35 protein-coding genes and 1 pseudogene are annotated in these 25,472 nt (G+C 71.9%); 13 read left to right on the plus strand and 23 right to left on the minus strand.

Annotated elements, in window-relative coordinates; genetic code table 11:
* Window position 1 precedes the first annotated feature (1 nt).
* A complete protein-coding gene (locus tag ACVDFE_RS25085; protein WP_458432099.1) occupies window positions 2-994 on the plus strand; it encodes a hypothetical protein in 993 nt (330 codons plus the stop codon).
* Window positions 995-1,002: 8 nt separating this feature from the next.
* Here ACVDFE_RS25085 and ACVDFE_RS25090 read toward each other — a convergent pair whose 3' ends face one another.
* Genes ACVDFE_RS25090 through ACVDFE_RS25105 form a run of 4 tightly spaced genes read right to left on the minus strand, consistent with a single transcriptional unit; the run spans window position 1,003 to window position 4,138 of the window.
* On the minus strand, window positions 1,003-1,893 hold the full coding sequence (locus tag ACVDFE_RS25090) for a class I SAM-dependent methyltransferase (RefSeq protein WP_458432100.1): 891 nt from the start codon (window positions 1,891-1,893) through the stop codon (window positions 1,003-1,005).
* Entirely contained in the window at window positions 1,860-2,507 is a 648-nt protein-coding gene (locus tag ACVDFE_RS25095) for a cysteine hydrolase family protein (RefSeq protein WP_458432101.1), read from the minus strand. Before ACVDFE_RS25095 ends, ACVDFE_RS25090 begins: the two co-directional genes overlap by 34 nt.
* On the minus strand, window positions 2,504-3,580 hold the full coding sequence (locus ACVDFE_RS25100) for an isocitrate/isopropylmalate family dehydrogenase (RefSeq protein WP_458432102.1): 1,077 nt from the start codon (window positions 3,578-3,580) through the stop codon (window positions 2,504-2,506). Before ACVDFE_RS25100 ends, ACVDFE_RS25095 begins: the two co-directional genes overlap by 4 nt.
* A gap of 27 nt (window positions 3,581-3,607) precedes the next feature.
* Complete coding sequence (locus tag ACVDFE_RS25105) at window positions 3,608-4,138, minus strand: EF-hand domain-containing protein (protein WP_458432103.1); 531 nt, start codon at window positions 4,136-4,138, stop codon at window positions 3,608-3,610.
* A gap of 344 nt (window positions 4,139-4,482) precedes the next feature.
* Here ACVDFE_RS25105 and ACVDFE_RS25110 point away from each other — a divergent pair, with 344 nt between their 5' ends.
* The gene (locus ACVDFE_RS25110) at window positions 4,483-4,923 is read left to right on the plus strand and encodes a hypothetical protein (protein ID WP_458432104.1); all 441 of its coding nucleotides are present in this window, start codon (window positions 4,483-4,485) and stop codon (window positions 4,921-4,923) included.
* Window positions 4,924-4,958: 35 nt separating this feature from the next.
* On the opposite strand, the gene ACVDFE_RS25115 is transcribed toward ACVDFE_RS25110, so the two are convergent.
* The 13 genes from ACVDFE_RS25115 to ACVDFE_RS25175 all read right to left on the minus strand — a co-directional run bounded on the left by ACVDFE_RS25115 (window position 4,959) and on the right by ACVDFE_RS25175 (window position 13,492).
* Entirely contained in the window at window positions 4,959-5,651 is a 693-nt protein-coding gene (locus tag ACVDFE_RS25115; RefSeq protein WP_458432105.1) for a SchA/CurD-like domain-containing protein, read from the minus strand.
* Window positions 5,648-7,201 (minus strand): FAD-dependent monooxygenase, encoded by a 1,554-nt coding sequence (locus ACVDFE_RS25120; RefSeq protein WP_458432106.1) that lies wholly within the window; start codon window positions 7,199-7,201, stop codon window positions 5,648-5,650. Before ACVDFE_RS25120 ends, ACVDFE_RS25115 begins: the two co-directional genes overlap by 4 nt.
* Window positions 7,194-7,523 (minus strand): TcmI family type II polyketide cyclase, encoded by a 330-nt coding sequence (locus ACVDFE_RS25125; RefSeq protein WP_360401041.1) that lies wholly within the window; start codon window positions 7,521-7,523, stop codon window positions 7,194-7,196. The genes ACVDFE_RS25120 and ACVDFE_RS25125 overlap by 8 nt, the downstream gene beginning before the upstream one ends.
* Entirely contained in the window at window positions 7,508-7,966 is a 459-nt protein-coding gene (locus ACVDFE_RS25130; RefSeq protein ID WP_360401044.1) for an SRPBCC family protein, read from the minus strand. Before ACVDFE_RS25130 ends, ACVDFE_RS25125 begins: the two co-directional genes overlap by 16 nt.
* 2 nt (window positions 7,967-7,968) lie before the next feature.
* Window positions 7,969-8,211, minus strand: a complete 243-nt coding sequence (locus tag ACVDFE_RS25135; protein ID WP_360401047.1) for an acyl carrier protein — start codon at window positions 8,209-8,211, stop codon at window positions 7,969-7,971.
* Between the two features lies 1 nt (window position 8,212).
* Window positions 8,213-9,469, minus strand: coding sequence for a beta-ketoacyl synthase N-terminal-like domain-containing protein (locus ACVDFE_RS25140; RefSeq protein ID WP_360401050.1), 1,257 nt, complete (start codon window positions 9,467-9,469; stop codon window positions 8,213-8,215).
* Entirely contained in the window at window positions 9,466-10,722 is a 1,257-nt protein-coding gene (locus ACVDFE_RS25145) for a beta-ketoacyl-[acyl-carrier-protein] synthase family protein (RefSeq protein WP_360401053.1), read from the minus strand. Before ACVDFE_RS25145 ends, ACVDFE_RS25140 begins: the two co-directional genes overlap by 4 nt.
* The gene (locus ACVDFE_RS25150) at window positions 10,719-11,108 is read right to left on the minus strand and encodes a cupin domain-containing protein (protein ID WP_360401056.1); all 390 of its coding nucleotides are present in this window, start codon (window positions 11,106-11,108) and stop codon (window positions 10,719-10,721) included. The genes ACVDFE_RS25145 and ACVDFE_RS25150 overlap by 4 nt, the downstream gene beginning before the upstream one ends.
* A complete protein-coding gene (locus ACVDFE_RS25155) occupies window positions 11,105-11,713 on the minus strand; it encodes a SchA/CurD-like domain-containing protein (RefSeq protein ID WP_360401059.1) in 609 nt (202 codons plus the stop codon). The genes ACVDFE_RS25150 and ACVDFE_RS25155 overlap by 4 nt, the downstream gene beginning before the upstream one ends.
* Window positions 11,710-12,084, minus strand: coding sequence for an antibiotic biosynthesis monooxygenase family protein (locus ACVDFE_RS25160; RefSeq protein ID WP_360401062.1), 375 nt, complete (start codon window positions 12,082-12,084; stop codon window positions 11,710-11,712). The genes ACVDFE_RS25155 and ACVDFE_RS25160 overlap by 4 nt, the downstream gene beginning before the upstream one ends.
* Window positions 12,085-12,223: 139 nt before the next feature.
* Entirely contained in the window at window positions 12,224-12,514 is a 291-nt protein-coding gene (locus tag ACVDFE_RS25165; RefSeq protein WP_458432107.1) for a hypothetical protein, read from the minus strand.
* 77 nt (window positions 12,515-12,591) lie between these two features.
* A complete protein-coding gene (locus ACVDFE_RS25170) occupies window positions 12,592-12,741 on the minus strand; it encodes a hypothetical protein (protein ID WP_458432108.1) in 150 nt (49 codons plus the stop codon).
* A 205-nt stretch (window positions 12,742-12,946) separates the two neighbouring features.
* Window positions 12,947-13,492, minus strand: a complete 546-nt coding sequence (locus ACVDFE_RS25175; RefSeq protein ID WP_458432109.1) for a winged helix-turn-helix transcriptional regulator — start codon at window positions 13,490-13,492, stop codon at window positions 12,947-12,949.
* Between the two features lie 42 nt (window positions 13,493-13,534).
* Between ACVDFE_RS25175 and ACVDFE_RS25180 the strand changes: the two genes are divergently transcribed.
* Genes ACVDFE_RS25180 through ACVDFE_RS25195 form a run of 4 tightly spaced genes read left to right on the plus strand, consistent with a single transcriptional unit; the run spans window position 13,535 to window position 16,469 of the window.
* Window positions 13,535-14,314, plus strand: coding sequence for an SGNH/GDSL hydrolase family protein (locus ACVDFE_RS25180; RefSeq protein WP_458432110.1), 780 nt, complete (start codon window positions 13,535-13,537; stop codon window positions 14,312-14,314).
* A gap of 44 nt (window positions 14,315-14,358) precedes the next feature.
* Window positions 14,359-14,535, plus strand: a complete 177-nt coding sequence (locus tag ACVDFE_RS25185) for a hypothetical protein (protein WP_360401077.1) — start codon at window positions 14,359-14,361, stop codon at window positions 14,533-14,535.
* Window positions 14,536-14,538: 3 nt separating this feature from the next.
* Window positions 14,539-14,871, plus strand: coding sequence for an ArsR/SmtB family transcription factor (locus ACVDFE_RS25190; protein WP_360401080.1), 333 nt, complete (start codon window positions 14,539-14,541; stop codon window positions 14,869-14,871).
* Complete coding sequence (locus ACVDFE_RS25195; RefSeq protein WP_458432111.1) at window positions 14,868-16,469, plus strand: SulP family inorganic anion transporter; 1,602 nt, start codon at window positions 14,868-14,870, stop codon at window positions 16,467-16,469. The genes ACVDFE_RS25190 and ACVDFE_RS25195 overlap by 4 nt, the downstream gene beginning before the upstream one ends.
* On the opposite strand, the gene ACVDFE_RS25200 is transcribed toward ACVDFE_RS25195, so the two are convergent.
* Entirely contained in the window at window positions 16,458-17,252 is a 795-nt protein-coding gene (locus ACVDFE_RS25200; RefSeq protein ID WP_458432112.1) for an SDR family oxidoreductase, read from the minus strand. The two genes, ACVDFE_RS25195 and ACVDFE_RS25200, sit on opposite strands and share 12 nt — an antisense overlap.
* Window positions 17,253-17,429: 177 nt before the next feature.
* On the opposite strand from ACVDFE_RS25200, the gene ACVDFE_RS25205 reads away from it, so the two are divergent.
* The gene (locus ACVDFE_RS25205) at window positions 17,430-18,269 is read left to right on the plus strand and encodes an RICIN domain-containing protein (RefSeq protein WP_458432113.1); all 840 of its coding nucleotides are present in this window, start codon (window positions 17,430-17,432) and stop codon (window positions 18,267-18,269) included.
* Here the strand turns inward: ACVDFE_RS25205 and ACVDFE_RS25210 are convergent.
* The 4 genes from ACVDFE_RS25210 to ACVDFE_RS25225 form a co-directional block, all read right to left on the minus strand.
* On the minus strand, window positions 18,259-18,621 hold the full coding sequence (locus ACVDFE_RS25210) for a hypothetical protein (protein WP_360401092.1): 363 nt from the start codon (window positions 18,619-18,621) through the stop codon (window positions 18,259-18,261). The two genes, ACVDFE_RS25205 and ACVDFE_RS25210, sit on opposite strands and share 11 nt — an antisense overlap.
* 116 nt (window positions 18,622-18,737) lie before the next feature.
* Window positions 18,738-19,304, minus strand: coding sequence for a dihydrofolate reductase family protein (locus ACVDFE_RS25215; RefSeq protein ID WP_458432114.1), 567 nt, complete (start codon window positions 19,302-19,304; stop codon window positions 18,738-18,740).
* 79 nt (window positions 19,305-19,383) lie between these two features.
* Window positions 19,384-19,944 (minus strand): alpha/beta fold hydrolase, encoded by a 561-nt coding sequence (locus ACVDFE_RS25220; protein WP_458432115.1) that lies wholly within the window; start codon window positions 19,942-19,944, stop codon window positions 19,384-19,386.
* 48 nt (window positions 19,945-19,992) lie between these two features.
* On the minus strand, window positions 19,993-20,325 hold the full coding sequence (locus tag ACVDFE_RS25225) for an alpha/beta fold hydrolase (protein ID WP_458432116.1): 333 nt from the start codon (window positions 20,323-20,325) through the stop codon (window positions 19,993-19,995).
* Between the two features lie 63 nt (window positions 20,326-20,388).
* Between ACVDFE_RS25225 and ACVDFE_RS25230 the strand changes: the two genes are divergently transcribed.
* From ACVDFE_RS25230 to ACVDFE_RS25250, 5 genes and pseudogenes are all read left to right on the plus strand, one after another.
* Entirely contained in the window at window positions 20,389-20,769 is a 381-nt protein-coding gene (locus tag ACVDFE_RS25230; protein WP_458432117.1) for a helix-turn-helix transcriptional regulator, read from the plus strand.
* Between the two features lie 45 nt (window positions 20,770-20,814).
* Window positions 20,815-21,333 (plus strand): annotated as a pseudogene (locus ACVDFE_RS25235) (helix-turn-helix transcriptional regulator); the annotation flags it as partial.
* Between the two features lie 55 nt (window positions 21,334-21,388).
* Complete coding sequence (locus ACVDFE_RS25240) at window positions 21,389-21,946, plus strand: SMI1/KNR4 family protein (RefSeq protein ID WP_458432118.1); 558 nt, start codon at window positions 21,389-21,391, stop codon at window positions 21,944-21,946.
* 266 nt (window positions 21,947-22,212) lie between these two features.
* Entirely contained in the window at window positions 22,213-23,475 is a 1,263-nt protein-coding gene (locus ACVDFE_RS25245; protein ID WP_458432119.1) for an FAD-dependent oxidoreductase, read from the plus strand.
* Window positions 23,465-24,655: an MFS transporter gene (locus ACVDFE_RS25250; protein WP_458432120.1), complete on the plus strand. Its 1,191-nt coding sequence runs from the start codon at window positions 23,465-23,467 to the stop codon at window positions 24,653-24,655. The genes ACVDFE_RS25245 and ACVDFE_RS25250 overlap by 11 nt, the downstream gene beginning before the upstream one ends.
* On the opposite strand, the gene ACVDFE_RS25255 is transcribed toward ACVDFE_RS25250, so the two are convergent.
* On the minus strand, window positions 24,652-25,053 hold the full coding sequence (locus ACVDFE_RS25255; RefSeq protein ID WP_360401113.1) for an arsenate-mycothiol transferase ArsC: 402 nt from the start codon (window positions 25,051-25,053) through the stop codon (window positions 24,652-24,654). The genes ACVDFE_RS25250 and ACVDFE_RS25255 overlap by 4 nt on opposite strands.
* Before the next feature lie 86 nt (window positions 25,054-25,139).
* On the opposite strand from ACVDFE_RS25255, the gene ACVDFE_RS25260 reads away from it, so the two are divergent.
* The gene (locus ACVDFE_RS25260; RefSeq protein ID WP_458432121.1) at window positions 25,140-25,469 is read left to right on the plus strand and encodes an ArsR/SmtB family transcription factor; all 330 of its coding nucleotides are present in this window, start codon (window positions 25,140-25,142) and stop codon (window positions 25,467-25,469) included.
* The last annotated feature ends 3 nt before the right edge of the window (window positions 25,470-25,472 follow it).

A 25,472-nucleotide genomic window follows, 5' to 3' on the forward strand; every position in this document is an offset into this window, starting at 1 on the left:
CATGACAGTCAACCGTCGCCGTCTTCTGCTGGGCAGTGCGGCTCTGCTGGCGGGCACCGCGGGTGCCGCGGGTGCGGCCGGTACCGCCGCCGCGGCGCCGGCGGGGTTTCCCGACTACCGCTACCGCAGGCTCGCCCTGGTCAAGAGCAAGCTGCGGTACAACCCGACCGGTGAGCTGATCTTCCCGACGATCCGGGGCACGAAGGACCGCATCCCCGGCGCCAGGGCGGCCTACTACCTGTACTACGCGCCGCACGACGCACCGGGCGGGATCTGCCTGGCCTATGCCAACACCCTCGACGAGGAGTTCACCGAGTACCCGGGCAACCCGATCATCACCCGCAGCTGGCCCGGCGAGTACAGCGTGAGCCACGTGTCCTCCCCGCACGCGATGTGGAACGACGACGTCAAGCGCATGTACCTGTACTTCCACGGCGAGAACACCGTGACCCGGCTGGCCAGCTCCGCCGACGGCATCAACTTCCGCTACGAGAAGGAGGTCCTGTCCACCCGGCTGATGCCCGCGGGCACCACCGAGACCTCCTACGCCAGGGTCTTCCGCCACGACCTGCCCGCACGCGGCGCCCGCTACGTCATGGTCTTCATGATCAACAACAAGACCAACCACCGCGACATCGGCTGGGGCTGGTCACCCAACGCCCGCGACTGGACCTTCTCCCAGACCCCGCTCGTCCGCCACCAGGACGTCGGCGCCATCAACATCGGCGGACCCCACCTGCTCTTCCGCAACAACAGCGCCTACGTCGTCTACAACACCGACATCGGCAGCGGCGGCAACATCCTCATCACCGAACTCGGCCGCGACTTCACCCAGCGCCGTCACCTCGGCGTCTTCCACGACTCCCTCACCGGCGCACCCGACAACGGCCGCTCCGCCGCACCCTCGTTCGGCACCTACCAAGGCCACGAATACATGATCTACGAAGCAGGAGACCGGCTCGCGGGCAACATCGCCATCGCACGAGCGCTCTGACGGCTTCGTCAGAGCCGGGCCGCGAACACCCACCGGTTGCTCGCCAGCGCGTCGTCGGGCTCCGGTCGCGGGCCGCGCCCGAACTCCGCGGTGAAGTCGAACGGGGTCGTCACCCGCGTGACCCAGCCCCTGTTCGCGAGATCACCGGCGGAGTCCGGGCGCGGTTCGGCGTCGAACAGCCTGAGCAGGTCGACGCCGATCCGCTGCCTCGCCGCCGAGTACACGGCGCTGGAGCGGACCTCCGGCCGTTCCACGCCGAGCTTGACCTCGAACGCCATCGAGCTGCCCCGCGCGCTCAGCTCGTCGACGACGTCGATCACGCGCCGTTCCGCGTCGCCGGGCAGGTAGAGCAGCAGGCCCTCGGCGAGCCAGACGCTCGGCGCGGCGGGATCGAACCCCGCGTCGCGCAACGACGTCTTCCAGTCGTCGCGCAGGTCGACCGCGATCGGCACCCGGTGTGCGCGTGACCTCGCACCGAGGTCGTCGAGCACGTTCTGCTTGAAGCGCAGCACCGGGTCCTGGTCGAGCTCGAACACCACGCAGCGCCGCGGCCAGCCCAGCCGGAAGGCCCGCGTGTCGAGACCGGCGCCCAGCAGCACCACCTGTCGTGCCCCGGTCTGCGCCGACCGCAGCACGAAGTCGTCGAGCACCCTCGTCCGCAGGCCGAAGTACCGCCCGAGCCTGCCCCACAACGGGTCGTCGTCGCCGCCCGGGACCGCGTCGAGGCGCAGCGGCCAGTCCTCGCAGGTACCGGCCGCGCGCACGAAGTGCTCGGCGTACTCGTCACGTGCGAGCGAGTCCGGCCGGTGGGTCTCGATGGCACGGGCCGCGGCGACCATGAGGGCGGTGCGCGCGACCCCGTGCTCTACGGTCTGGCTGCCGTGTCCGGTACCCGGCACCTGTCCTGCCTCTCCTGGTCGTGCCGCACCGGCGCCGACCACACGTCCGGGTCGGCCAGCGTCGTCAGCCGGGCGCCGTAGACGGTGGCCATGAACCGCTGGACCGTGTCGTCGGGCAGGTGCAGGCTCGTCGTGCAGTCGGTCAGCACGCTCACGTGGAAACCGTGCTGGAACGCCGTTCGCGCCGTGGTGTCCACGCAGACGTCGGCGTACAGGCCCGCGAACACCAGGTGCTCGACGCCCGTCCGGCGCAAGTGCTCCTCGAAACCGTCGCTGAGGAACGCGTCGAACCGCGCCTGCTTGGTGAACACGCGTTCTCCCGGCATCGGCCGCACCCGGTGGAACTCGGCTCCCCACGTGCCCTCCAGGCACTTGGGACTCTTGCCGAGCACCAGGTCGCGCCGCCGCCAGCTCGGGCCCTGGTGCTCGACGTCGCCGTGGAACCGCACGAACAGCACCTCCACCGCCCGGTTCCTCGCCACGGCGACGGCACGGGCGGCGTTGCCGGCCACCGCGTCCAGCGCGGCGGGGTCGCCCCGGTACCGGGCGGCGACGGCGGGGCCGGTGCAGAAGTCGTTCTGCAGGTCGATGACGACGAGCGCCGTCGTGCTCACGCTTCGCCCGCCGGCACCGGTGCCGCGTGCCGGCCGCGATGACCCGGCTCCCGCAGCAGTTCGAGCACCGCGGCCACCACCTCGCCGGTCGAGTTCCGCCCGCGGAGGTCCGGGGTGCGCACACCCTGGTTCGCCACGGCGGTGAGAGCGCTTTCCGCACGCGCGATCGCACCGGTGGCCCCGGCGTGCCGCTCCGCGATCGCCGCTGCCGCGCGGATCGTCGCCGTCGGGTTGACGATGCCCAGGCCCTCCAGGTCGTCGGCAGAGCCGTGCACCGTCTGGTACTCCACCAGGTTCTGCACGTCGGGGTGCAGGTGGAGGTTCTCGGTGCAGCGGTTCTCCTGGCGCTCGCGGCCCAGCCGGTCGAGCAGGACGACGTGCATGACGTCGGCCCACTCGTTGGACCCGATGACGACGCTGCGGGCGGGCAGTCCGTGCTCGATGATGTTGCGGTTGACCGTGTCCGGCTGCGCCAGCCGCAGGTCCACTCCGTGCCGCGCACCGATGTCGGCCACCCACTCGCCCAGCGCACCGTCGAGCAGGTGGAACTTGTAGGCCATGACGACCTGCCCCAGCGGTTCGCCCGGCCAGTACCGCCTGGCCTGCCGCAGCGCGGCGAGGACGACCTTCTCGGTGATCTCCCTGCTGAAGACGGTGGTGCGGCGCACGACGCCGGGCTCGTGGTGGTTCTCGCCGGTGTAGAAGCCCTGGGCCTGGTCGCGGACCAGGAGCAGCGAGGTGTCCCGGCCGGCGATGAGGTCGACCTTCACCGCCTGCAACCGTTCGCGGACCAGGTACAGCGACTGGGCGTTGATCGCGGTGCGGAAGACCGCGGTCGTGCCCGCGCGTGCCTGTTCGCGGCAGAACTGCTCGTAGTGGTCGGCGTCCTGCCCGGTCAGCAGCCCGACCTCCGCGACCCCGCTCGCCTCCGCCTTGAGGGAGAAGTACGAGTGGTAGAGCCTGGGGGAGCGGACGATGCGGACGTCCCCGAACGTGGTCACGACCCGTTCGAAGACGTCGGCGAGCTCAGGACCGGTGCCGCGGCCGACGGCGAGCCCGATGGTGGGGACCAAGGCGTTCCTCTCCTGCTCGTCGGCCGGTCAGACCCTGCCGGTGACCAGGTGGTCGCCGGGGATGCCGGTCTTCGCGGGGCTGTAGTAGTCCTTGATCCCGGCGACCCAGGTCGACACGGTGATCTCGTCGTCCGGCGTGGGCCCGAAGGCGTCGAACAGCGCGTGGATCGCGTCCTGCTCGAACCCGATCGCGGTCATGAGCGCCAGGAAGACGGGCCGTTCGATGAGCCCGTCGCCGTCCGGGTCGCCCAGGTCGGCGAGCGCCTCGGCGAACTCGCTGATCGTGTGGTCGAACCGCTCCGGCGCCAGCACGCAGGCCGTGAACTCCTCGAAGGTGATCGTGCCGTCGCGGTCGGCGTCCAGCTCGGTGACCAGGGTCTCCCAGTAGCGCTCGAACGCTTCGCGCATCGCGCTCTTGGCCGCCTGGCCTGACTGCGGTGCCGCCGCCACGACGTCGTCCGCCATGATCTCGAAGTCCTCGGCCTGGAGGTGGCCGTCCCCGTTGCGGTCGAAGAGGCTGAAGACGACCGCGACGCGGTCGAGGGCGTTGCTCTGCATTGCTGGACCACTCTTTCCGGGTGAACGTGATCAGGAACCGTGGCGACCGTAGCCCGGAGAAGGCACGCGACTGACCGGTCATGACCACAAAGTGTGAATTTCGGCTGGAGCCGTCCGAATCCCCCGGATGTGGGTGTTGCTCCCGGGTCTCGGCACATCTGGAGCGCATGGTCGTCGTCGGAGGCGCACTGCCGGGTTCTTCCGTTACTGCGAACGATTCGCCTCGCCGCGGTCGTTCTCCCGATCGGGGGGCGGCCTGCGACGCACCGTGCAGGCGTAGACCGGCGCCCTTCGGGGTAGAGGAGGTCAAGTTGCGGACAACCCCACCAGTGAAGGGCACACCGATGAGCGACAAGAACGTTCCCGCCGACGCGGCCGAGCAGGCCGGCGCGGTCCGCGAGAAGGCGACCGCCGTGGCCGCTCAGGTGAGCGAGAAGGCGACCGTCATCGCGGGTCAGGTCGGTGAGAAGGCCGGGGCGGTCGCCGAGCAGGTGAGCGGGAAGGCCGGTGCGGTTGCCGAGCAGGTGAGCGGCAAGGCCGGTGCGGTCGCCGAGCAGGTGAGCGGCAAGGCGAGCGCCGTCGCGGGTCAGGTCGGCGAGAAGGTCGGCGTCGTGACCACGCAGGTCGGCGTCACCGCCATCGAGGCGGTCGAGGCGCTGCCCGAGCCCGTGCGGCAGCGGGTCGAGCAGGGTGTCCGGCAGGCCCGGCAGCACCCGGCGGTGGTCGCGGCCGGTGCGGCGGCGCTCGTGCTGGTGCTGTGGAAGCTGCTGCGGCGGGGGCGGTGAACCGCCACTGACACCGAGGCGGAGTTCGGATGGGCTCACCGCCGGGTGCTGCCGGCGGTCACCGCCGCATCGACCGCGAGGTCGGTCACCAGGGTCATCGGCCGTGCCAGCCGCGCGAACGGCGCGACGAGGCCGACCAGCGGCACCGGTGGTGCCTCGTCGTCCGACTCGATCAGGTGCACCACCAGGTCGCGCCGCCGGAACACGGTGGTGCCACCTGAGGCGACGGTGATGCCGGCGAGCCGCCGGGCCAGTTCGCCGGCGTGTCCCGGCAGCGACTCGTACAGGACCGCCCTGCGCGGCAGCCGGCCGGTGCGGCCGTTGCCGGACGCCACCCGCATCACGGCGGTCGCCACGAACCAGCGGAGCCTCGCCTCGTCGGTCGCGTCGCGGTCGTGGACCAGGTGTGGCCGCAGCCGCTGCTCCAGCGCCTGGATGCGGGGTTGCCCCGCCAGGTGCTGGACGGCCTCCGAGGGCGGGCAGGTGATGTCCACGACCCGCACCACGACACGCCCTGCCATGAAGACCGAGGTGCGCTCCAGCGGCGCCCACCCGGTCTCCGGTCCGCGTTCGGGAAGGGCCGTGCACCGGGAGAGGAGCTCGGCCACGACCTCCTCCGACCCGGCCCGCACCGGGAACATCAACGCGTAGCGGTCCACGGTCCGGCTTCCCGTCATGGCGACCGCCGGGAAGCCGCCGCAGTGGCCGCTGAGGAGCCGCTCGTTCATCGGAACAGCACCTGGTCGACCACGGCCGACAGGACGCCGGGACGGGGTGCGGTCGGACTGCGCCACGCGATGAACCCGTCCGGGCGGATCAGGACGGCGCCGTCGTCGGTGATGCCGCAGCGGCGGGCGAGGTCGCCGGTGGGGTCGAGCAGGGTGTCGCCGATGCGGTGGTGTTCGACCCCGGCACCGGAGGAGGTCGCGTCCGGCTGCCAGCCGGCGCCCGTGACGAGCACCAGGCCGCGTCCCATCAGGTCGACTGTGGACAGTGCGGTGCCGTTGTGCTCCAGGGGAACGTGCGGTGCGCGGCAGCCCGGCGCGGCGGTGGGGTGGTCGGGGTCCTCCACCGGGTGCGGAGCGGGGGTGTCGTCCGCGACGAGAGCGCCTTCGGGGTAGGTGTAGCCGAACATCGTCGCCCGTTGGCGGATGGCGCTCTCGCGCGCGTCTCCCGGTTTGCCGTTGACCAGGCCGTACCGCTCGACGGTCAGCGCGGTGGTGTGCCGGGCCACGGGGAGGCGTTCGGTCTCGTAGGTGGCCGGCAGTCCCGGGCCGGCCACGCCGCGGTGGTGCAGGCCGATCTTCCACGCCAGGTTGAAGGCGTCCTGGACAGCGGTGGCCACGCCGAAGGTGCCGACGGGCGGCATGGCGTGAGCGGCGTCGCCTGCGATGAACGCCCGGCCGACGTGCATGCGGTGGGCGACCTGGCCGGAGATCTCCCACGGCGTCTCGGACACGTGGTCGATGACGATCGGCAGGTCGCCGACGCCGATGGCCGTGCGCAGCAGGTGCACGCACCGCTCCTCGGTGAAGTCGGCGACGTCGTCACCCGGACGCAGGGAGACGGCGAACCGCCACCGCTTCGCGCCGTCGATGGACGTGAGGAACCCGTGCACGGCGGGGTTGCGCACGGTCAGCGCCACGATCTTGCGCCCGTCCAGCGGTTCGCGGAGGTCGGCGTCGAAGTAGATGTTGACCTTGCGAGCCAGGAGGTCCGAGCTGTCCTGCCCGACGCCGAGCATGCGGCGGACGGGACTGTGCGCGCCGTCCGCCACGACGAGGTGATCGGCGCGCACACGTTCTTCCCGCCCGGTGCGGTGGTCGCGCACCACCGCGACGACACCGTCGGGCCCGTTGTCCACCGCCACCACCTCCTGGTGGTAGCGCACGTCCGCGCCGGTCTCGACGGCGTGTGCGCGCAGCAGTGGTTCGAGCTGGTTCTGGTCGATCGCGGCCCACCGGCAGGGGCTCAGCGAGTCGGGGCCGGTGTCGAGGCGGTTGGGCAGCCGCAGCAGTTCCGGCCCCGCCACGGTCTCGGCATGGGCGACGACGGTGTGGTCGGCGATCGGTGACCGCACCTGCCCGATGGCCTCCTCCAGGCCGACGGCCCGGTAGAGCTCCATCGTGCGCGGGTTGAGCGCACGGGCCCTGGGATCGGTCGACGGTTCGGGGTGGCGCTCCACCAGCACGGTCGGCACGCCGTACCAGGAGAGGAACACGGCGGCGGACAGGCCGGTCACGCCGCCGCCCGCGATCAGCACGGGAACGTCAGACATGGCGCTCCCACCGGTAGAACTCCTGCGCCATCGCATCCTTGGGCTCACGCCACGTGTCGGGGTCGTAGGCGGAGACGAACGGGCTCAGCTCCTCGCTGATCCGCCGGAAGCGGGGGTCGTCGCGATGCGCGCTCACCGCCTCGGGCAACGGGCGGTCGCTCTCCACCAGGTGCAGGTAGAGCTCGCCGAACCGGAACAGGCTGCGCCCTCGCACGCCGAGCGCGGTGGGCAGGCCGGAGTGGTCGTCGGAGCCGGCGAACACGGCGGCGACCTCGTCCGCGGCCTCTGGCACCATGCGGGCGACGATCAGTGTGCGGTGCACGCGACCTCCTCGACCTTCCGCTTGATCAAGGACATCTGGACGCGGCTGTTGGCGTTGATGCGCTTGGTCATCGCGGCGTCGTCCACGGGGGCGTCGGGTTTCATCGCGAAGTCCTGCACCCAGCGCATGCGCACGCCCGTGTCCAGCTGTTCGTAGGTCCAGCGGATGTGCATCCGCTCGAACGGCCCGGTCTCGACGCGCCGGGCGGTGACCGTCCTGGTGGCCCGGTCCGCGACGCGCTCGGACACCCAGCTCCACACCCGGCCTGCCTCGTCCGGGTGCATGGTGAGGCGGAACAGCACGCGGTCACCGTCGCGTTCGAGCACCTCGGCCGAGGCGTACTCGCTGAACAGCTCCGGCCAGTGCTCGACGTCGTTGGTGCGTTCCCACACCAGCTCCATCGGCGCGTCGATGACGATCTCGTTCTCGGTGTGCCCGCTCATCCTCAGGCCCTCCCCGGCAGCAGGGCCAGCAGTTCGCGCGGCGACTGGTGCGTCAGCAGCTCGGCGTCCTTGGACACGCCGTGGTCGCGTTGCAGCTCGGCCAGCACGCCCATCACGCCCAGGGAGTCCACGCCGAGGTCGTCGAAGGTGCGGCCGGGGTCCGTGACCTGCTCGCTCGTCACGGGAACCCCGGTGCACCGGCTGATCAGCGCTGCCAGGTCGTCGGGGGAAAGTCGGGTGTCCACGTCACACACCTCCGATGGTCGGTGATTCCGGGTGGCGCAGCACGAGCGCCGAGTTCCCGCCGTACACGCCGCGGGACAGCACCAGGACGGTGCACAGGTCGACCGGACGTGCGGCGCCGGTGACCAGGTCGAGGTCGAACCGGCAGTCGCGCACGCCGGGGGTGGGCGGCACGAGGCCGTGTTCGAGGGCCAGCACCGCGGCGGCGACGTCGAGCACGGCCGCGGCGGCGTAGCAGCGCCCGTACCCGGCTTTGGGCGCGGTCACCGGCACCCGGTTCGCGCGCTCGCCCAGCAGCAGGTGCAGCGCCTCGGCTTCGGCGGCGTCGGCACACGGGTCGGCCATCGCGTCGAGGAACACCGCGTCCACGTCGTCGGGGGTCAGCCCCGCCTCGGCCAGCGCGCCCGTGGCGGCCCGCAGCAGTCCCTGCGCCGACCGGTCGAACCGCCGCCGGCCGGTGTAGGTCGCGCCGTGCCCCGCCACCACCGCTTTCACGGTGGCGCCCCGCTGGTGCGCGGCGCCGGCGTCCTCCACGACGAGGATGGCACCGCCCTCGGCCGGTGCGAACCCGCCGGCCCGCTCGGTGAACGGCTGGTAGGCCGCTGCCGGGTCACCGGACGTGCTGAGCAGCCCCAGCCCGAGCTGGCAGCACATCGCGTACGGGCAGAACGGGGCCTCCGCGCCGCCGACGAGCATGGCCCGCGCGCCTCGGCGCAGCTCACCGCCGGCAGCGGCGAGGACGTCCAGGCCGCCCGCCTCGTCGGCGACCAGCACCCCGGACGGGCCGCGCAGGCCGTTGCCGATGGAGACCTGACCGGAGCACGCGGCGTAGAACCAGGCGATCGACTGGTAGGGGCCCACGTGCGCGGGACCGTTCCGCCACAGCCGTTCGATCTCCCGCTGGCCGAACTCCACACCGCCGCTGTAGCTGGCCGTCATCACGCCGAACTCGAAGGGGTCCACCTCCGCCGGGTGCAGCGCGGCGTCGCGCAGCGCCAGGTCGGCGGCGGCGAGGGCGAAGTGGGTGAACCGGTCGGTCTGCACGGTGATCCGCGGGTCGACCCACCCGGCCGGTTCGAAGCCGGTCACCTCGCCCGCCACGGTGACCGGGTAGGGGTTGGGCTCGAACCGCCCGATCGGTGCCAGCGCCAGCTGCCCGTCCCGCACGGCGGCCCAGAACTCGCCGACCCCGAGTCCGTTCGGGGCGATCACACCGAGACCGGTCACGACGGGCGCCGGACCGGTGGTCGCGGGGCTCACGGCCGTCCCGCTCTCGTCAGCACCACCGCGGACTGGAACCCGCCGAAGCCGCTGCCGACCGACAGCACCACGTCCAGCCGGCGTTCCCTGGCGGTGTGCGGCACGTAGTCCAGGTCGCACTCGGGGTCCGGCGTGTCCAGGTTGGCGGTCGGCGGGACCACGCCGTGGACGAGGGCCAGCGCGCAGGCGGCCAGCTCGATGGAGCCGATCGCGCCCAGCGAGTGGCCGATCATCGACTTGATCGAGCTGACCGGCACCTGGTGCGCGCGCTCGCCCAGCAGCCGGTGGAACGCGGCGGTCTCGTGCCGGTCGTTCTGCCGGGTGCCGGAGCCGTGCGCGTTGATGTAGCCGATCTCCTCTGACGCCACCCCGGCGTGGTACAGCGCGCGCCGCGCGGCCTCGGCCATCTCGACGCCCTCCGTCGTCAGGCCGGTCATGTGGTGGGCGTTGCTGCGGGTGGCGAACCCCTCGACCTGCGCCAGCACCTCCGCGCCCCGGCGGCGGGCGTGGCCGAGCTCCTCCAGCACCAGCACCGCCGCGCCCTCACCGAGCACGAACCCGTCCCGGTCGCGGTCGAACGGGCGGGCCGCGTGCGCGGGGTCGTCGTTGCGCGTCGAGGTCGCGCGGATCGCGTCGAAACACGCCACCGTGATCGGTGAGATGGGGGACTCCGAAGCCCCCGCCACCACCACGTCGGCCCGGCCGTCCTCGATGAGGCGGGCGCCGTGGCCCACCGCGTCCAGTCCGGCCGTGCACCCGGTCGACACCGTCCGCACCGGCCCGCAGGCGCCGACCCGGTCGGCGACCTCCGCGGCCAGCGCGGCGGGGGACAGGGCGCAGTGCAGGAACGGCGAGGCCGCGCCCGCGTCGACCACCCACTGCTGCCCGCGGCGCGAGGTGGCCACGTAGTCCTGCTCCAGCAGCGTCGTGCCGCCCACGGCGGACCCCATGCACACACCCAGCCGCCACGGGTCGGTGACGGGCACCTGCGCCTGTCGCCACGCCTCGTCGGCGGCAACGGCGGCGAACTGGACGTAGCGGTCCATCCGGGCGATCTCCGCGGCGGTCAGGCCCGCGTGCACCGGGTCGAAGTCGCACTCGGCGGCGATCCTCGACCGGAACTCCTCCGCGGCGAACAGGGTGATCGGCCGGGTGGTGGTGCGCCCGGACGTGATCAGCTCCCAGAAGGCCTTCGTCCCGATGCCGCCCGGTGCCACCACCCCCAGGCCGGTGACCGCCACCCGGCGCGTCACGACTCGTGCTCCGTGTCCACGTGCCCCAGCTCCGGCCGGGGCGCCAACGGGGACAGCTGGAACACCACGCGGGCCGGCGACGTCCCGGGGTTGCGGAGGCGGTGCCGCACCCCGATCGGCACCAGGATCGCCTGGTCCGTGCGCACCTCGTGCGGCACGTCGTCCAGGTCCAGCACCACAGAACCCTCGACGACGTAGAGGAACTCCTCGGAGTACGGGTGGTAGTGCTCGTTCACCTGTTCGCCCGGCCCGACCAGCACGACACCCATGAACCCGGAGGTGGCACCGACCGTCGCGGGGCCGAGCAGGACGCGGATGTCGCCACCGCGGCGGGTGTTGGGCGCGGCGTCGTCCTGGCTGACCGCGCGGTGGAGCTGGCCGGTCATGCCACCGCCCCCACCACGCGGTCGGTCACCAGCGACATCGGGCAGGCCTGGTGCACCAGCGGCGCCAGCCTGTCGGCGAGCGGCACGACAGGCATGCCGTTCGAGGACTCCACGAGGTGCACGACCATGTCCCTTCGTAGGAAAACCGTTGTGCCGCAGTCAGAATCCGACCCCGCGGAGGCGAGCAGCCGAGCCACCTCACCGGCCCGGCCCGGCAACGCCCGGTAGAACGCCGCCGCACGGGGCAGGTGACCGGGACTGCCGTCGCGGGAGGCGACCAGGCGCATGACCGAGCCGGCCAGGAAACGCCGCCTGCCGTCGTCGTCGGACAGGTCGCGGTCCTGCACCAGGTGTGGCCGCAACCGCTGCTCCACGGCCTGGATCTGCGGCTGCACGGCCAAGTGCCGGATCGCCTCCCCCGGCGGGCAGGTGATGTCCACGACCCGCACCACCACCGGCCCGACCATGAAGACCGACGTGCGGCTCAGCAGCGGGCGCGCGGCCTGCGGCCGGCCGGGCGGGGGTCCGGCGTAACCGGCCAGGATCTCGGCCACCGCCGCCTCCGACTCCGGGCGCACCGGGAACGTCAACGCATAGCGGTTCACGACTTCGCCTCCAGCAGTTGTCGTACGGCTTCGGTGCCCTGCGCGGTGGTCAGGCGGACGTGGTAGCGCGAGGACTCCCGCGTCGTCGCGCACGCGACCAGCGGGGCCGCCAGCCGCCGGTGGTCGGCGCCGCGCTCCCACGCGTGGAAGTGCGCGGCGCTCGACCACTCGCTGGTGATCATCCAGTCCTCCGGGTCGTCCTCGGACTGGCACAGCTGGTCGCCGAGGTAGCCCTCCACTTGCGACACCTGGAACCTGATCCCCCGGTAGGCGTCGAGGAAGCGGTCCTGCTCCGCTTCCGGGACCCGCAGGCGGAAGACCACCCGCAGCCGGTCGCGTTCGGATGTCTGGTGCTCCGCCGTCGACACCATCTCGTCTCCTCAGTGTGCACAGGATGAACGGGCAACCGCGTAGTCACCGAGCGTTGATCTGCCTGCGCCCGCCAGCAAGCCGGGGTCGGGCGTCAGGCAGAAGATCCACCCGATCGAGAGGACAAACCTCGGGATTCGGTCAGGAAGCCGGGTCCGGCTCGGAGGCGATCCGGCAGGCGTGCGAGGCCACCTCGCGCTCCACGCCCTCGGCTCGCAGCATCCGGAGGCACGTCCTGACGTCTTCCCTCTTGCCCGTCTTCGCGATCTTGCACGCCTTGAGCACGTTGCTGGTCGCCTCGTGCCCGTTCTCCATCACGTGGTCGATGCAGATGCCGGGGTCGGCCTGGGCGGGCGGCCCGATGAACGAGAACAAAGCCGTGGCGGTGAACACCATGCCGGTCAGACCGGCCGCTCGGGACAAACGCGACATCGGGTCGTCCTCTCCTGATCGCGCCGAACACGGCGCTGCGCCGACACCCGGCCGGGCGCCGGTCGCCATCGAGTACCTCAGGACGCGTCCGACAAGCCGATCCGGCCGGCCCAGCCCTCGATCGAGCGCAACGCCGCCCGTTCGAGGGAGGACGCTCCTCGCGGCGTGCGCGGCGGGTTGATCACCACCGCGTTCGGCAGCCCGATCGAGCACGGAATCCACTGCACGGGTGGGGGTTGCCGACGACGGCGGGAACCACTGTCCCAAGAGGATCGAGTGCCAGAGGATGAGCGACAGCACCGCGAGGTGCACCGGGTCCGGTCGCTGCGAAGGACCACCGGGGTGGGGCCGTGCTGGAACGTTTTCCCGCCACCGCAAGGGTTGCCGCAGCGCGGCTGAACGAGCACGCCCCGAGCACCGGGACCCCGTCGCTCAGGACGAGGGTGCGGGCTGTGCGCCGGGGCCGGGCTGGGCCCGGATGTCCCCGATGTCGCCGACCTGGTGCCCCTCACCGCAGCGGATCTCGGTGCCGACCGGTGCGCCGCAGTCGCGGTGGGTCAGCACGACCGTGGGCCCGTCCGGGCTGGGCAGCCAGCGGTCGGCCCAGGTGAGCAGGCTGATGATCGCCGCGGCCAGGTCCCGCCCCTTGCCGGTGAGCCGGTACTCGTGCCGGCCGCGGGAGCCGGCGTCGTGGTAGGCGACCTTGGTCAGGATGTCCTGGGCGGTCAGCTCCCGCAGCCGGGCCGACAGCACGCCGCGGGTCATGCCGGTGTGGCGCAGGAAGTCGTCGAAGCGGCGGGTGCCGTAGAACGCCTCCCGCACGATCTGCCCTGCGCTGCGCGGCACGAGCACGTCCAGGGCGCGTTGCGCGGAGTCCGGGTCGAGCCGCCACGCCTCGCGGTCCCACCGCAGCTCGCGCGCGTCGTCGGCGGACTGCGCCTGCTGTGCGGCGGTGGCACCGGTCTGGTCGGGCTGCATGCGCGCACTCTGTCACAGGCGGCGTGCGCTACCTTGCTGAGTATGGTCAACAGTACTCAGCCCGTGCGGCGGTTCGTGGCGCTGGGCGACAGCCTCACCGAGGGAGTGGGCGACCCCCGCCCGGACGGGAGCCTGCGGGGCTGGGCGGACGTCCTGGCCGGCGAGTTCGACCACGCCTGGCCCGGCCTGCGGTACGACAACCTCGCCGTGCGCGGGTGGTGCGCGCGGCACGTGCTGGAACACCAGGTGGAGCCGGCGCTGCGGCTGAAGCCCGACCTGGTCAGCGTCATGGTCGGCGCCAACGACGCGTTCGACCGGACCGGCTTCGACAGCACGGCGGTCGGCCGCGCGCTGTCCGACACCGTGGCCGCCCTGCGCGACGGTGGCGCCCGCGTGATCATGGCGACCCTGCCAGACATCACCCGCCGCTGGCCGGGACCCGCGAACCTGCACCAGGCGACGCGCTCGCGGTTCCGGCACGTCAACGACCTCGTGCGCACGATCGCGGACCAGCACGACGCGGTCATGCACGACCTGTGGCACGACGAGCGCACCTACGCGCCGCGCATGTGGTCCATCGACCGCGTCCACCCCGGCACCCACGGCCACGCAGGCATCGCCCACACCTTCGCCGAGCTCCTCGTCGGCCGCGCCCGCACGCCCTGGCTCCCCGCCGGACCACCGGTCAGCGCGGCACAGCGGCTGGCCGAGGTCCGTTCGCTGTACGCCATCGTCCGGTCCGACTTCCGCCGCAGCCTGCCCAGCCAGCTCCCACGCGGCCGGTGGGACGCGATCGGCCCGGGCCACTTGACGGGACCGTAGACTGTTGAATTGAAGAATTCTTCAAGTCGACAGGTCGTGGGCCGGTGAACGAGTTCGAGGACAACCTGCTCCTGCGCGTCGAGCAGGCGCAGAGCGCGGTGCGCAGGGCGGTGGAGCAGCAGGACGAGTACGCCGCCGAGATGCACGCGGCGGACCTGGCCAACCTGCGGCGCCTGGCCGCCGAGCACGGTGTGGCGGTCGACGCGCCGCGGGAGGGATGAGCGGTGCCCGTTCCGCTGTACCAGGCGAAGGCGGAGTTCTTCCGCATGCTCGGCCACCCGGTGCGCATCCGGGTGTTGGAACTCCTCCAGGACGGTCCCCAGGCCGTGCGCGACCTGCTGGCCGAGATCGAGGTGGAGCCGTCCAACCTGTCCGCACAGCTGGCCGTGCTGCGCAGGTCCGGCATCGTCACGGCGACGCGTGAGGGTTCGACCGTGGTGTACGCGCTCGCCGGTGCCGACGTGGCCGATCTGATGAAGGCCGCGCGGCGGATCCTGACCGAGCTGCTGGTGGGGCAGAACGAGCTGCTGGAGCAGCTGCGCGAGAACTCCGCGTGAGAACCTTCCTGCCCGCCAAGGCGGACTGGTCGGCCGCGGCACCTCGGGATCTCGTCGCGGGGTTGACGGTCGCGGTGGTGGCGTTGCCGCTGGCGCTGGGGTTCGGCGTGGCGTCGGGGCTGGGTGCGGCCGCGGGGCTGGCGACGGCCGTCGTCGCGGGGGCGCTGGCGGCCGTGTTCGGCGGGTCGAGCCTGCAGGTCTCCGGTCCCACCGGTGTGATGACGGTGGTGCTGGTGCCGATCGTGGCGGAGTTCGGTCCGGGCGGGGTGCTGACCGTCGGGCTGATGGCGGGGGTGTTGCTGCTCGTGCTGGCGGCGGCCAGGGCCGGGCGGTACATGCGGTACGTGCCGGCTCCGGTGGTCGAGGGCTTCACCATCGGCATCGCGGCGGTGATCGCGCTGCAACAGGTGCCCGCCGCTCTGGGTGTTCAGGCCGGGGGCGGGCACAACGTCGTGGTCGGCGCCGTGCGCGCGTTCGGCTCCGGGCCGTCCTGGCCCGCCGCCGCGTTGGCCGGGGGAGTGGCCGTGGTCATGCTCCTCGGCGCACGGTGGAAGCCGGCGATCCCGTTCTCGCTCCTGGCGGTCGCGCTGGGCACGGTGGTCGCGGAGCTGTGGTCCCTGCCCGTGGCGCGGATCGGTGCGCTACCGGCGTTCCTGCCAGCACCTTCACTGTCCTTTGTGGATGTGACGGCGCTGTGGTCGCTGCTGCCGTCGGCGGTGGCCGTGGCGGCGCTGGCCGCGTTGGAGAGCCTGCTGTCCGCGACGGTCGCCGACGGCATGAGCGTGAACCAGCGGCACGACCCGGACCGCGAGCTGTTCGGCCAGGGCATCGCGAACGTCGTCGCACCCGTCTTCGGTGGCGTGCCGGCCACCGCGGCCATCGCGCGCACGGCGGTCAACGTCCGCTCCGGTGCCGGCTCACGACTGGCGGCCCTCGTGCACGCCGTGACGCTCGCCGTGATCATGCTGGCGGCCGCTCCCGTCGTCGGGCGCGTCCCGCTGGCCGTGCTGGCGGGTGTGCTGATCGCCACCGCGGTGCGCATGGTCGAGGTCGGCTCGGTGCGGGTGCTGATGCGCGCCAACCGGTCCGACGCCGTCGTGCTCGCCCTCACGGCGGTCGCGACGCTGGTCCTCGACCTCGTCACCGCCGTGATCCTGGGCCTGGTCGTCGCCGGTGCCCTCGCGTTGCGCGCCGTCGCCCGGTCGGTCCGGGTCGACGAGGAACCGCTCGAACCCGGCGACCACGCCGAGGAGGAGCACGCCCTGCTCGCCGAGCACATCGTCGCCTACCGGCTCGACGGGCCGCTGTTCTTCGCCGCCGCGCACCGGTTCCTGCTGGAGCTGACCGAGATCGCCGAGGTCTCGGTGGTGGTGCTGCGCCTGTCCCACGTGTCCACGATGGACAGAACGGGTGCGCTGGTGCTGCGCGACGCCGTGGAGCGGCTGGAACGCCGGGGCATCACGGTGCTGCTGTCCGGCGTGCGGGAGGAGCACCGCCGGCAGCTCGAAACCCACGGGGTGCGGATGTTCGCGACCACTCCCGAGGCCATCGAGCACGCGCGTGGCCTGCTGCACAGCAACGGAACGCTACCGAGCTGACCTCCGCTGGTTCCGGCGTCCCTGCGCCACCATGAGCGGGATCGCGCGCAGCCCGAACCGCGGGAAGACGTCACCGAACCGGGCCAGCGCCCCACGCCACTTCGGAACGGTGACGACCGGCCGCGGCCTGTCGAGCACACGGGCCACAGCGGCGGCGATGTCGGCGGGCTGCAACAGCGTGCCGGAGAACGACAACGCCGCCGACGGGTCGTCCAGCTTGTCGTAGAGCATCGGCGTCCAGATGCCGTCCGGGCAGATGCACGAGATGTCGACGTCCCGCACGCCCGCCACCCGCAGGTCGGCGAGGGTGCTGAGGCTGAAGCCGATGGCCGCGTGCTTGGAGGCCGCGTACACCGCCTCGCCCGCGACGGCCGTGATGCCCGCCAGCGACACGATGTTCACGACGTGCCCGCCACCGTGACCGCGCATGGCCTCGATGGCGGCCACGGTTCCGTTGATGGTCCCGAGGGTGTTGACCTCGATCATCAGCCTGCGGGTGGCGGCGTCCTGCTCCCACGCCGGCCCGGTCACCAGCACTCCCGCGTTGTTGACCCACACGTCGAGCCGGCCCGCGCGGGCCACGATGTCGTCGCGCGCCGCCTCCACCGCCTCGTGGTCGCGCACGTCGATCACCCGTGCCGCGGCACCGATCTCAGCGGCCGTCGCGGTCGCGGTGGCCTCGTCGACATCGGTCACCAGCACCGTGTAGCCGCGTTGCACCAGCATCTTCGCCACGAGCTTGCCCACGCCGCGCCCGGCACCGGTGACGACCGCGCCCCTCATCGCAGACCCGCCGAGGTCTTCTCCCTGATCATCGAGTCGTACCGGTCCAGCACCGCCATCGCTCACTCCCACCCGGTTCGGTTCACGCCACCGTAAGCGGTGAGCGGTGGAGCAGGGCCCCTGAACCGTTCGGGCTAAAGATCGGCATTCGACGGGCTTGCGGCACTCTGCGGTGACGTGGCCATCACTCCTCCTGACCCGGACGACATCACCAGCGCGGCGGACTTCGTGGCCGGCCTGCGCCGGCTGCGGCAGTGGTCGGGGTACACGTTCCGCCAGCTGGAAGGCAAGGCCGCGGCGGTCGGCGACGTGCTGCCGTCGAGCACCACCGCGACGGCGCTCAACCGCTCCTCCCTGCCCCGCGAACAGCTGGTGTCCGCATTCGTCCGCGCCTGCGGTCTCGACGACGACGCCGTGCGGAAGTGGCTCGATGCCCGTCAGCGCCTCGCGACGGGCATCGAGCCACCTCCCCCTGTTCCCACTCCTCGCAAACGGCGCAGGTTCGTGGTGCCGCTGGCGATCGGGCTCGTGGTGGTGATCGCCGCGACGGCCACCTTCCTGCTGTGGCCGACGGGTCCGCGCAACGGCCGCTCCCTGTTGAAGGTCGGCGACCTGTGCGTGGGCGAGGGCCGCGAGCGCAACGGCCGGACGGACCGCGAGCTGGCGGTGCTGCGCCCGTGCGAGGGCGTCGTGCCCGAGACGTCGCTGACCGAGGTCGCACCGGACACGTTCCAGATCGAGTGGTTCCACCCCAGGCACGGCGTGGGCTGCCTGGGCGTGGACGACGCGAAGCTGGAGGCGGAGGCGCTGGTGTCACCGCACAATTGCACGGGCGCGGCGCACCAGCGCTTCCTGTTCGAGGCCGACGACGACGGCGGTTACCGCCTCCGGCCCGTGCACAGCGGTCTGTGCATCGGGGTGCTGGGCGGCCCGTCGGACCTCGTCGCCGGCTCCGAGCTCGCCCAGCAACACTGCTCCGGCGAGGAGGACCAGCGGTTCACGCTGGTCAGCACCTGACCGCGGACCCGCCGCCCACGAGGTTCTCGTCCCACACCCAGCCGGCCACCGGCTGGTCGACGACGCGCACCCAGGTCCAGGTGTTGCCCGCGCTGTTCGTGACGTAGCAGTGGTAGTGCAGGTTGACCGTGTTGTCGACGTACCCGTCGATGCTGCAGCCCGAGTAGGGGCCGGCGGACCGGATCGGGATGCTCGACTTGGCCGCACGGCCTCGGTTGAAGGTGTCCTTCGCCGAGTGCGAGTGCTGGCTGCACGCCAGCGCGCCGACGTCGGACGCGGAAGCCGAAACCGGGATCGCGACACCACCGGCGGCGAGCGCCGCGATGGCGAACAAAGCCTTGAACGAAGCCATGACCAACCTTCCGTGAGTCGAACCGAACGGCCTCAACCCTCGGACCGGAAGATCGGTCGGCACAACGGAAACGCCTGTTCGGAACAGTTCCGAACAGGCGTTCCCAGCCGGGGCCGCTACCTGACGACCCGGTACCGCAGGTGGTCGACGGCGGGGGAGTGGTGCGTCTCGACGCGTTCGAGCCTGATCGCGGAGCCGAGCGCGCCGAACAGCGGTGTGCCGCCGCCGACGAGCAACGGGACCACGTGCACGAAGATCTCGTCGACCAGTCCGAGCGGCAGCGCCTGCTGCATCACCGTGGCGCCGTGCAGACCGACCCACCGGTCGCCGGCCGCCTCCTGGGCCTGCTCGATCGCGCTCGCCACGCCGTCGGTGACGAAGGTGTAGCCGGGGTGCTCCCCCGCCGGCGCGGTGTGGGTCACGATGAAGCTCTGACAGCCGGGGACCGGGCCGCCGGGACCCCACGCGTCCGCGGTCTTGTCGAACGACGTGCGGCCCATCACCACGGCGCCGCAGAGGGCGACCGCCTCCTCGAGGTACCGGCGGTCCGCGTCGGCCGGGTCCTCGAACAGCCAGTCGTGCAGGCTGCCGGCACCGTCGCCGAACGGGTTGTCGCGACTGGCACCGGGACCGGTGACGCAGCCGTCGAGCGAGATCGACATGTCGCAGATGACGAGTCCCATGGTTCGTGTCCTTCCGCCTCAACCGTGCTCTCGCGGACACGTCGAACGGGCGGAGGTCTTTTCGACAGCCCGAGGACGTTCAGGAACCCCGCCGCTCCAGCCAGTCCAGGATCGCCGCCGTGGTCTCCTCCGGCTTCTCCTGCTGGATCCAGTGGCCGGAGTCGAGGCTGACCACCTCCGCACCGGGCACGAAGTCGGTCAGGTTCTCCAACCTCGCGACCGCGTCCCGATCGCCGTAGATCATGAGCGCCGGCTGGTGGACGACCGGGTCGGCCTCTCCCAGCAGATGCCAGTCGCGGTCGAGGTTGCGGTACCAGTTGACGCTGCCGGTGAAGCCCGTCGACTCGAACGCGGCCACGTAGACGGCCAGCTCGTCGTCGCTCAGCAGCGGCTCGCCGAGCGGCGTCTCCTGCCGGGCGAGGTCGATCAGCGCCATGCCCGGTCGCGGCGCCCTGGGCGGCTCGTTCTTGCGGTAGAGGTTGCGCAGGAACCGGTGCGTGTTCGCGTCGAACACGGCGTCCGCCACGCCCGGCTGCCGGGTGAAGTGGACGAAGTAGAAGTCGGGCCCGAGCACCTCCTCCACGACCTCGACCCACGGCCGGTCGCCGCGCACCTGGTAGGGCAGGCTGAGGCCGACCACCCCGTTCACCCGCTTCGGGTGCAGCAGGGCCAGCCCCCAGACGACGAACTAGCCCCAGTCGTGCCCGACGAACGTGGCGTCCTCGTAGCCGAAGTGGTCGAGGAGCGCGACGAGGTCACCCGTCAGGTGCGCGATGTCGTAGTCCGCCACCCCCGCAGGCCGCGACGAACGGCCGTACCCCCGCTGGTTCGGGACGATGACGTGGTACCCGGCTTCGGCGAGGGCAGGCATCTGGTGGCGCCACGAGAAGGCGTGCTCCGGCCAGCCGTGGCAGAGCACGATCGGCTTGCCCGCGTTGTGCCGGCCTGCTTCGAAGACTTCGAGCTCCACGCCGTTGACGGGGATGAGGGTGGGCTCGGGGAACGCGGTCGGTGAGGTCATGCGGCGATCCTGCTGACCGAAACCGGTCATCCCATGACCGCTTTCCGTGGAAATCTGTCCGGCGTGCGAACCGACCGGCTGGTGGCCGTCCTCCTGCTGCTGCAACGCCGTGGGCAGGTGACCGCAGCGGAGGTCGCGCGCGAGCTGGAGGTCTCCGAACGCACCGCCCGCCGCGACCTCGACGCCCTGGCCATGGCCGGGGTACCCCTGTACTCCACGCAGGGCCGTGGCGGCGGCTGGCGCCTGGTGGGCGGCGCCCGCACCGACCTGTCCGGCCTGACCGCGGGGGAGGCCCGCGCCCTGTTCCTGGTCGCCGGGCCGGCCTCGGTCGCGACCCCGGCCGTGAAGACAGCCCTGCGCAAGCTCGTGCACGCCCTGCCGGAACCGTTCCGCGTGCAGGCCGAGGCGGCGGCGTCGTCGATGGTCGTGGACCCGCGGCACTAGGGGTCGGGCTCGTTCCCGCCACCACCTCGTTCCCTCGACGCGCTCCAGGACGCGGTGATCCGCGGCCTCCAGGTGCGCCTCGGTTACGTCGACCGCGAGCAGGCGCCGACCGAACGGACCGTCCACCCGCTGGGCATCGTCGCCAAAGGACAGTCGTGGTACCTCGTCGCCCACACCGAGGCCGGTCGGCGGACCTTCCGGGTCGATCGGGTGACGTCGGTCGACGTGACCGGCGAACCCGCGCACCGACCGGCGGACTTCGACCTCGCCGAGAGCTGGCGCGAGATCGCCGACGAGGTCGATCGCAAGCGGGCACCCCTGGAGGTGCGGGCGGTGTGCGTGCCTGGCGCGGTGGGCGTGCTCCGGATCGCGTTCGGTGCCCGGCTGGAGGTGGGAGGGGCTGCCGCGGACGGCCGGGTGGAGGTCGTGATCCGCGGGCGGGACGAGCACGTGGTGGCCGGTGAGCTCGCGGGGCTGGTCGAGTGGGTGGAGGTGACCGGTCCTGCGGGTGTGCGGGAGCACCTGGCCGGGATCGGCAGGACGCTGGTCTCGCGGTACGGGTGAGCGGTGAGATCCGGTCGGTGCACGCGCCGGACGACCACAGGTCAGACTTGCCGGTATGAACGAGACCGTCCAGGAGTTCACGCGGCTGCGAGCCGCCATCGAGGGGCACCTGCCCGACACCGCGCCGTTCCGGCCCGGCGCAACCCAGGACGACCTGGACCGGCTCGCCGCCGCGACCGGCCTCGTGCTGCCGGAGGAGCTGTGCGCGCTGCTGCGGGCCTCGGACGGTCAGGACGACCCCGACCAGCTGTACGGCTCGATCAACTACCTCCACTTCCTGCCCGTGGACGAGATCATCGAGATGCACCGGATGCTGACCGAGGTCGTAGAGGACATGGCCACGCCTCTTGAGCAGCCCGCCCACTACCGGTGGACCGTGTGGTCGCGGTCTTGGCTGCCGTTCCTCGCGTTCCAGGGCGACTGCTACCTGCTGGACCTGGAGCCCGGTGAGCTGGGGACGGTGGGGCAGGTCGTGTTCCGGCCGAACGTTCCCGACCTGGGGGAGCCGGTCGCGCCGTCGCTGACGGCGTTCCTCGCGCGTGCCGCTGATCTGATCGAGAGCGGTCGGGCCCGTGTGGAGGAGAGCACGCTCGTCCTTGCCGACCTGTACTGACGTTGGTCGGCGTGCGCTCGCCAGACCGACCACGTCGGGCTGCACGACCACTGCGCACCACGTGACCGTTGCGCTGGGTTGAGGACGATCCCGCCCGGCAGGAACGACAGGGTCGCGTTCTCGACTCGGTCGGACAGCAGCCGGCGTGTCGCGTCCGCACGGCGGGCAACGTCCAATGCGACCATCGACGCCGATCGATGATTGCTTCCATCGAAGACGATCGATAGAGTCTTGCTTCGAAACTCTTCGATGCAAGGAGCCGTGCAGTGAGCGATCACCCGGTCGTCGTCGTGGGCGCCGGTCCCACAGGCCTGGCCGCGGCAGCACATCTGGTCCAGCGGGGCGAGCACGTCCTCGTGCTGGAAGCGGGCGACCGGGCAGGAGCGGCGGTGTCGCAGTGGAGCCACGTCCGCCTGTTCTCACGCTGGGACGAGCTGATCGACCCCGCTGCCGAAGAGCTGCTCACCGCAACGGGATGGGTACGCCCGCAGGTCGACACCTGCCCGACCGGCGCGGACTGGGGCGACCTGTACCTCGCACCGCTCGCCGAGACGCTCGGCGACCGCGTCCGGTTCGGTGCGCGCGTGGTCGGTGTCGCACGGCGTGGCCGGGACCGGGTGGTGGACGCGGACCGGGAAACCGAGCCGTTGACGGTGCACGTCCAAAGCGAGTCCGGTGAGGAGCGCGTCGCGGCACGAGCGGTGATCGACGCGTCCGGCACATGGAGCTCGCCCAACCCCTTGGGCGGCGACGGCCTGCCGGCCAAAGGGGAGAAGGCAGCGCGGATCAGCTACCGGACACCGGACCTCGCAGTGCAGCGCGATCGGTACGCGGGAAAGCGGATCGCGGTCGCCGGAAGCGGCCACTCGGCGCTCACCGCTCTCGTCGCACTCGCGGAACCAGCGTTGGATGCGACGATCGTGTGGCTGCTGCGCCGGGGCTCGGTCGGCACGACGTTCGGTGGCGGAGAAGCCGACCAACTGCCAGCTCGTGGTGCCCTGGGACTGAGGGCGCAGAAGGCGGTGGACGCCGGTCGCGTCGAGATCGTCACCGGGTTCCGCACCGCCGCGGTCGAGCGCGAAGACGACGGCAGGCTGACGCTGGAGTCGTTCGACGGGCAGAAGGTCGGCGGCCTCGACGAGGTCGTGGCGCTGACCGGGTTCCGGCCGGACCTGTCGTGGCTGTCGGAGGTCCGGCTCGACCTCGACCCGGTGCTGCAGGCGCCGACGGGGCTGGCGCCGCTGATCGACCCGAACGTGCACTCGTGCGGCACGGTCTACCCACATGGTGAAAGCGAGTTGCGGCACCCCGATCCGGACGTTTACCTGGTGGGCATGAAGAGCTACGGCCGTGCGCCAACCTTCCTCGCGCTGACCGGCTACGAGCAGGTGCGTTCGGTGGTCGCGCGGATCGCGGGGGACCACGAGGCCGCCGGGCGGGTCGAGCTCGTGTTGCCGGAGACCGGGGTGTGCGGTGGTGCGGGTGTGTTCGACGCTCCCGCCGGAGAGTGCAGCGGCCTTGTCGGCTGACACCACGACGGCGCGGCCCGGCGTCGACCGCGGGGTGCGGCGCGTGCTGGTCGTGCTGTGCACCACCGAGATCATCAGCTGGGGCGTGCTCTACTACGCGTTCCCGGTGCTGCTGCCCACGATCAGCGCGCGCACCGGGTGGTCGCTCGCGGCGATCACGGCCGGGTTCTCCGCCAGCCAGGTCGTGGCGGGTCTGGTCGGCATCCCGGTCGGCAGGTTGCTCGACCGGCACGGGCCGCGCGCCATCATGACCACCGGCTCCGCCCTCGCCGTGGTTGCGCTCGTCGCGCTGGCCAGTGCGCGTTCGCCGGTGTGGTTCTCCGCCGCGTGGCTGCTGACCGGCGTCGCCATGGCCGGGGTGTTCTACGCGCCCGCGTTCGCCGCGCTGACCCGCTGGTACGGAACGCGCCGGGTCACGGCGCTGACCGCGGTGACGTTGGTCGGCGGGCTGGCCAGCACGGTGTTCGCGCCGCTGACGGCCGTGCTGAACGACCGCCTGGACTGGCGTGGCACCTACCTCGTGCTGGCCGCAATCCTCGCCGTCACAACGGTTCCGCTGCACTTCCTGGGTTTGCGGCTGCCGTGGCCCGCGGTCGAGCACGAAACCGTCCACACCCCGTCGGTGGTGGCGCGCAGCAGGCCGTTCCTGGTGCTCGTGGTCGCGATGAGCCTGGCCGCGTTCAGCGTGTACGCCGTCGTGATCAACCTCGTGCCGCTGCTCACCGAACGCGGCATGACGACGACCGCGGCCGCCGTCGCGCTCGGGCTGGGCGGGATCGGCCAGGTGCTCGGCAGGCTCGGGTACGGCAGGTTGTCGGCGCGGACGTCGGTGCGCGTGCGGACCTTGTTGGTGCTGCTGGTCAGCGCGGCGGTGACGGTGGCGCTGGGCGTGGTGCCCGGACCGGCTCTGCTGCTGGTCGCCGGGTCGGTGCTCGCCGGCGTCACGCGCGGGATCTTCACGCTGGTGCAGGCGACCGCGATCACGGACCGGTGGGGTGCTGTCCACTACGGACGGTTGAACGGCCTGCTGACCGCGCCGGTGATGCTCACGTCGGCGGTCGCGCCGTGGGCGGGCAGCGCGCTGGCGGCGTGGCTGGGTGGTTACGCGGCCGTGTTCGTCGTGCTGGGGGTGGTCGGGGTGCTGGCGGCCGCGTTGTCGACCGCCAGCGTGCCGCGTTAGCCGAGCAGTTCGGCGAGCAGGGCGCGCACCCGCCGGTCGATGTCGTCGCGGATCGGCCGCACCGCGTCGACGCCCCGGCCAGCGGGGTCGTCGAGCTGCCAGTCCAGGTAGCGCTTGCCGGGGAACACCGGGCAGGTGTCACCGCACCCCATCGTGATCACCACGTCGGACGCCTCGACGTCCTCGGTCGTGAGCTTCGAGGGCACCTCGGCGGTGATGTCCAGCCCCCATTCGGCCAGCGCCGCGGCGGCGGCCGGGTTGACCTCCTCCGCCGGCGCCGACCCGGCGGAGCGCACCGCGATGCGGCCCATGCCGTGGTGTTGCAGCAGCGCGGCGGCCATCTGTGAGCGGCCGGCGTTGTGCACGCAGACGAACAGCACCTCGGGGGTGTGGGACACGGCGCTCTCCTCGGACCGGAGTTTGTCGATGCGGATCACACCCGCTGTATCGACTTTTGTCAATCCAAGTCGCTATGGTTCACGCCATGACGAGCCAGGACCAGGTGCTGCTCGACTCGACGACCGCCGCCTGCCTGTTCAAGGCGCTCGGCGACCCGATCCGGGTCGAGCTGGTCGGGCTGGTGCGCCGGACGCAGGGGCAGGAGGCGTGCTTCTGCGACCTCGCCGACCAGTTCGACATGCCGCAGTCCTCGCTCAGCCACCACCTCAAGATCCTCGTGCAGGCCGGTGTGCTGAGCAGGGAACGCCGCGGGACGTGGAGCTGGTACCGCGTCGACAACGCCGCGATCGACGCGCTGGCGGCCGTGCTGGCGCCGGGCGGGCCGCTGCGCGACGCCAGCACCTGCTGCGACTGACCC

The sequence above is a fragment of the Lentzea chajnantorensis genome, from assembly GCF_054300775.1.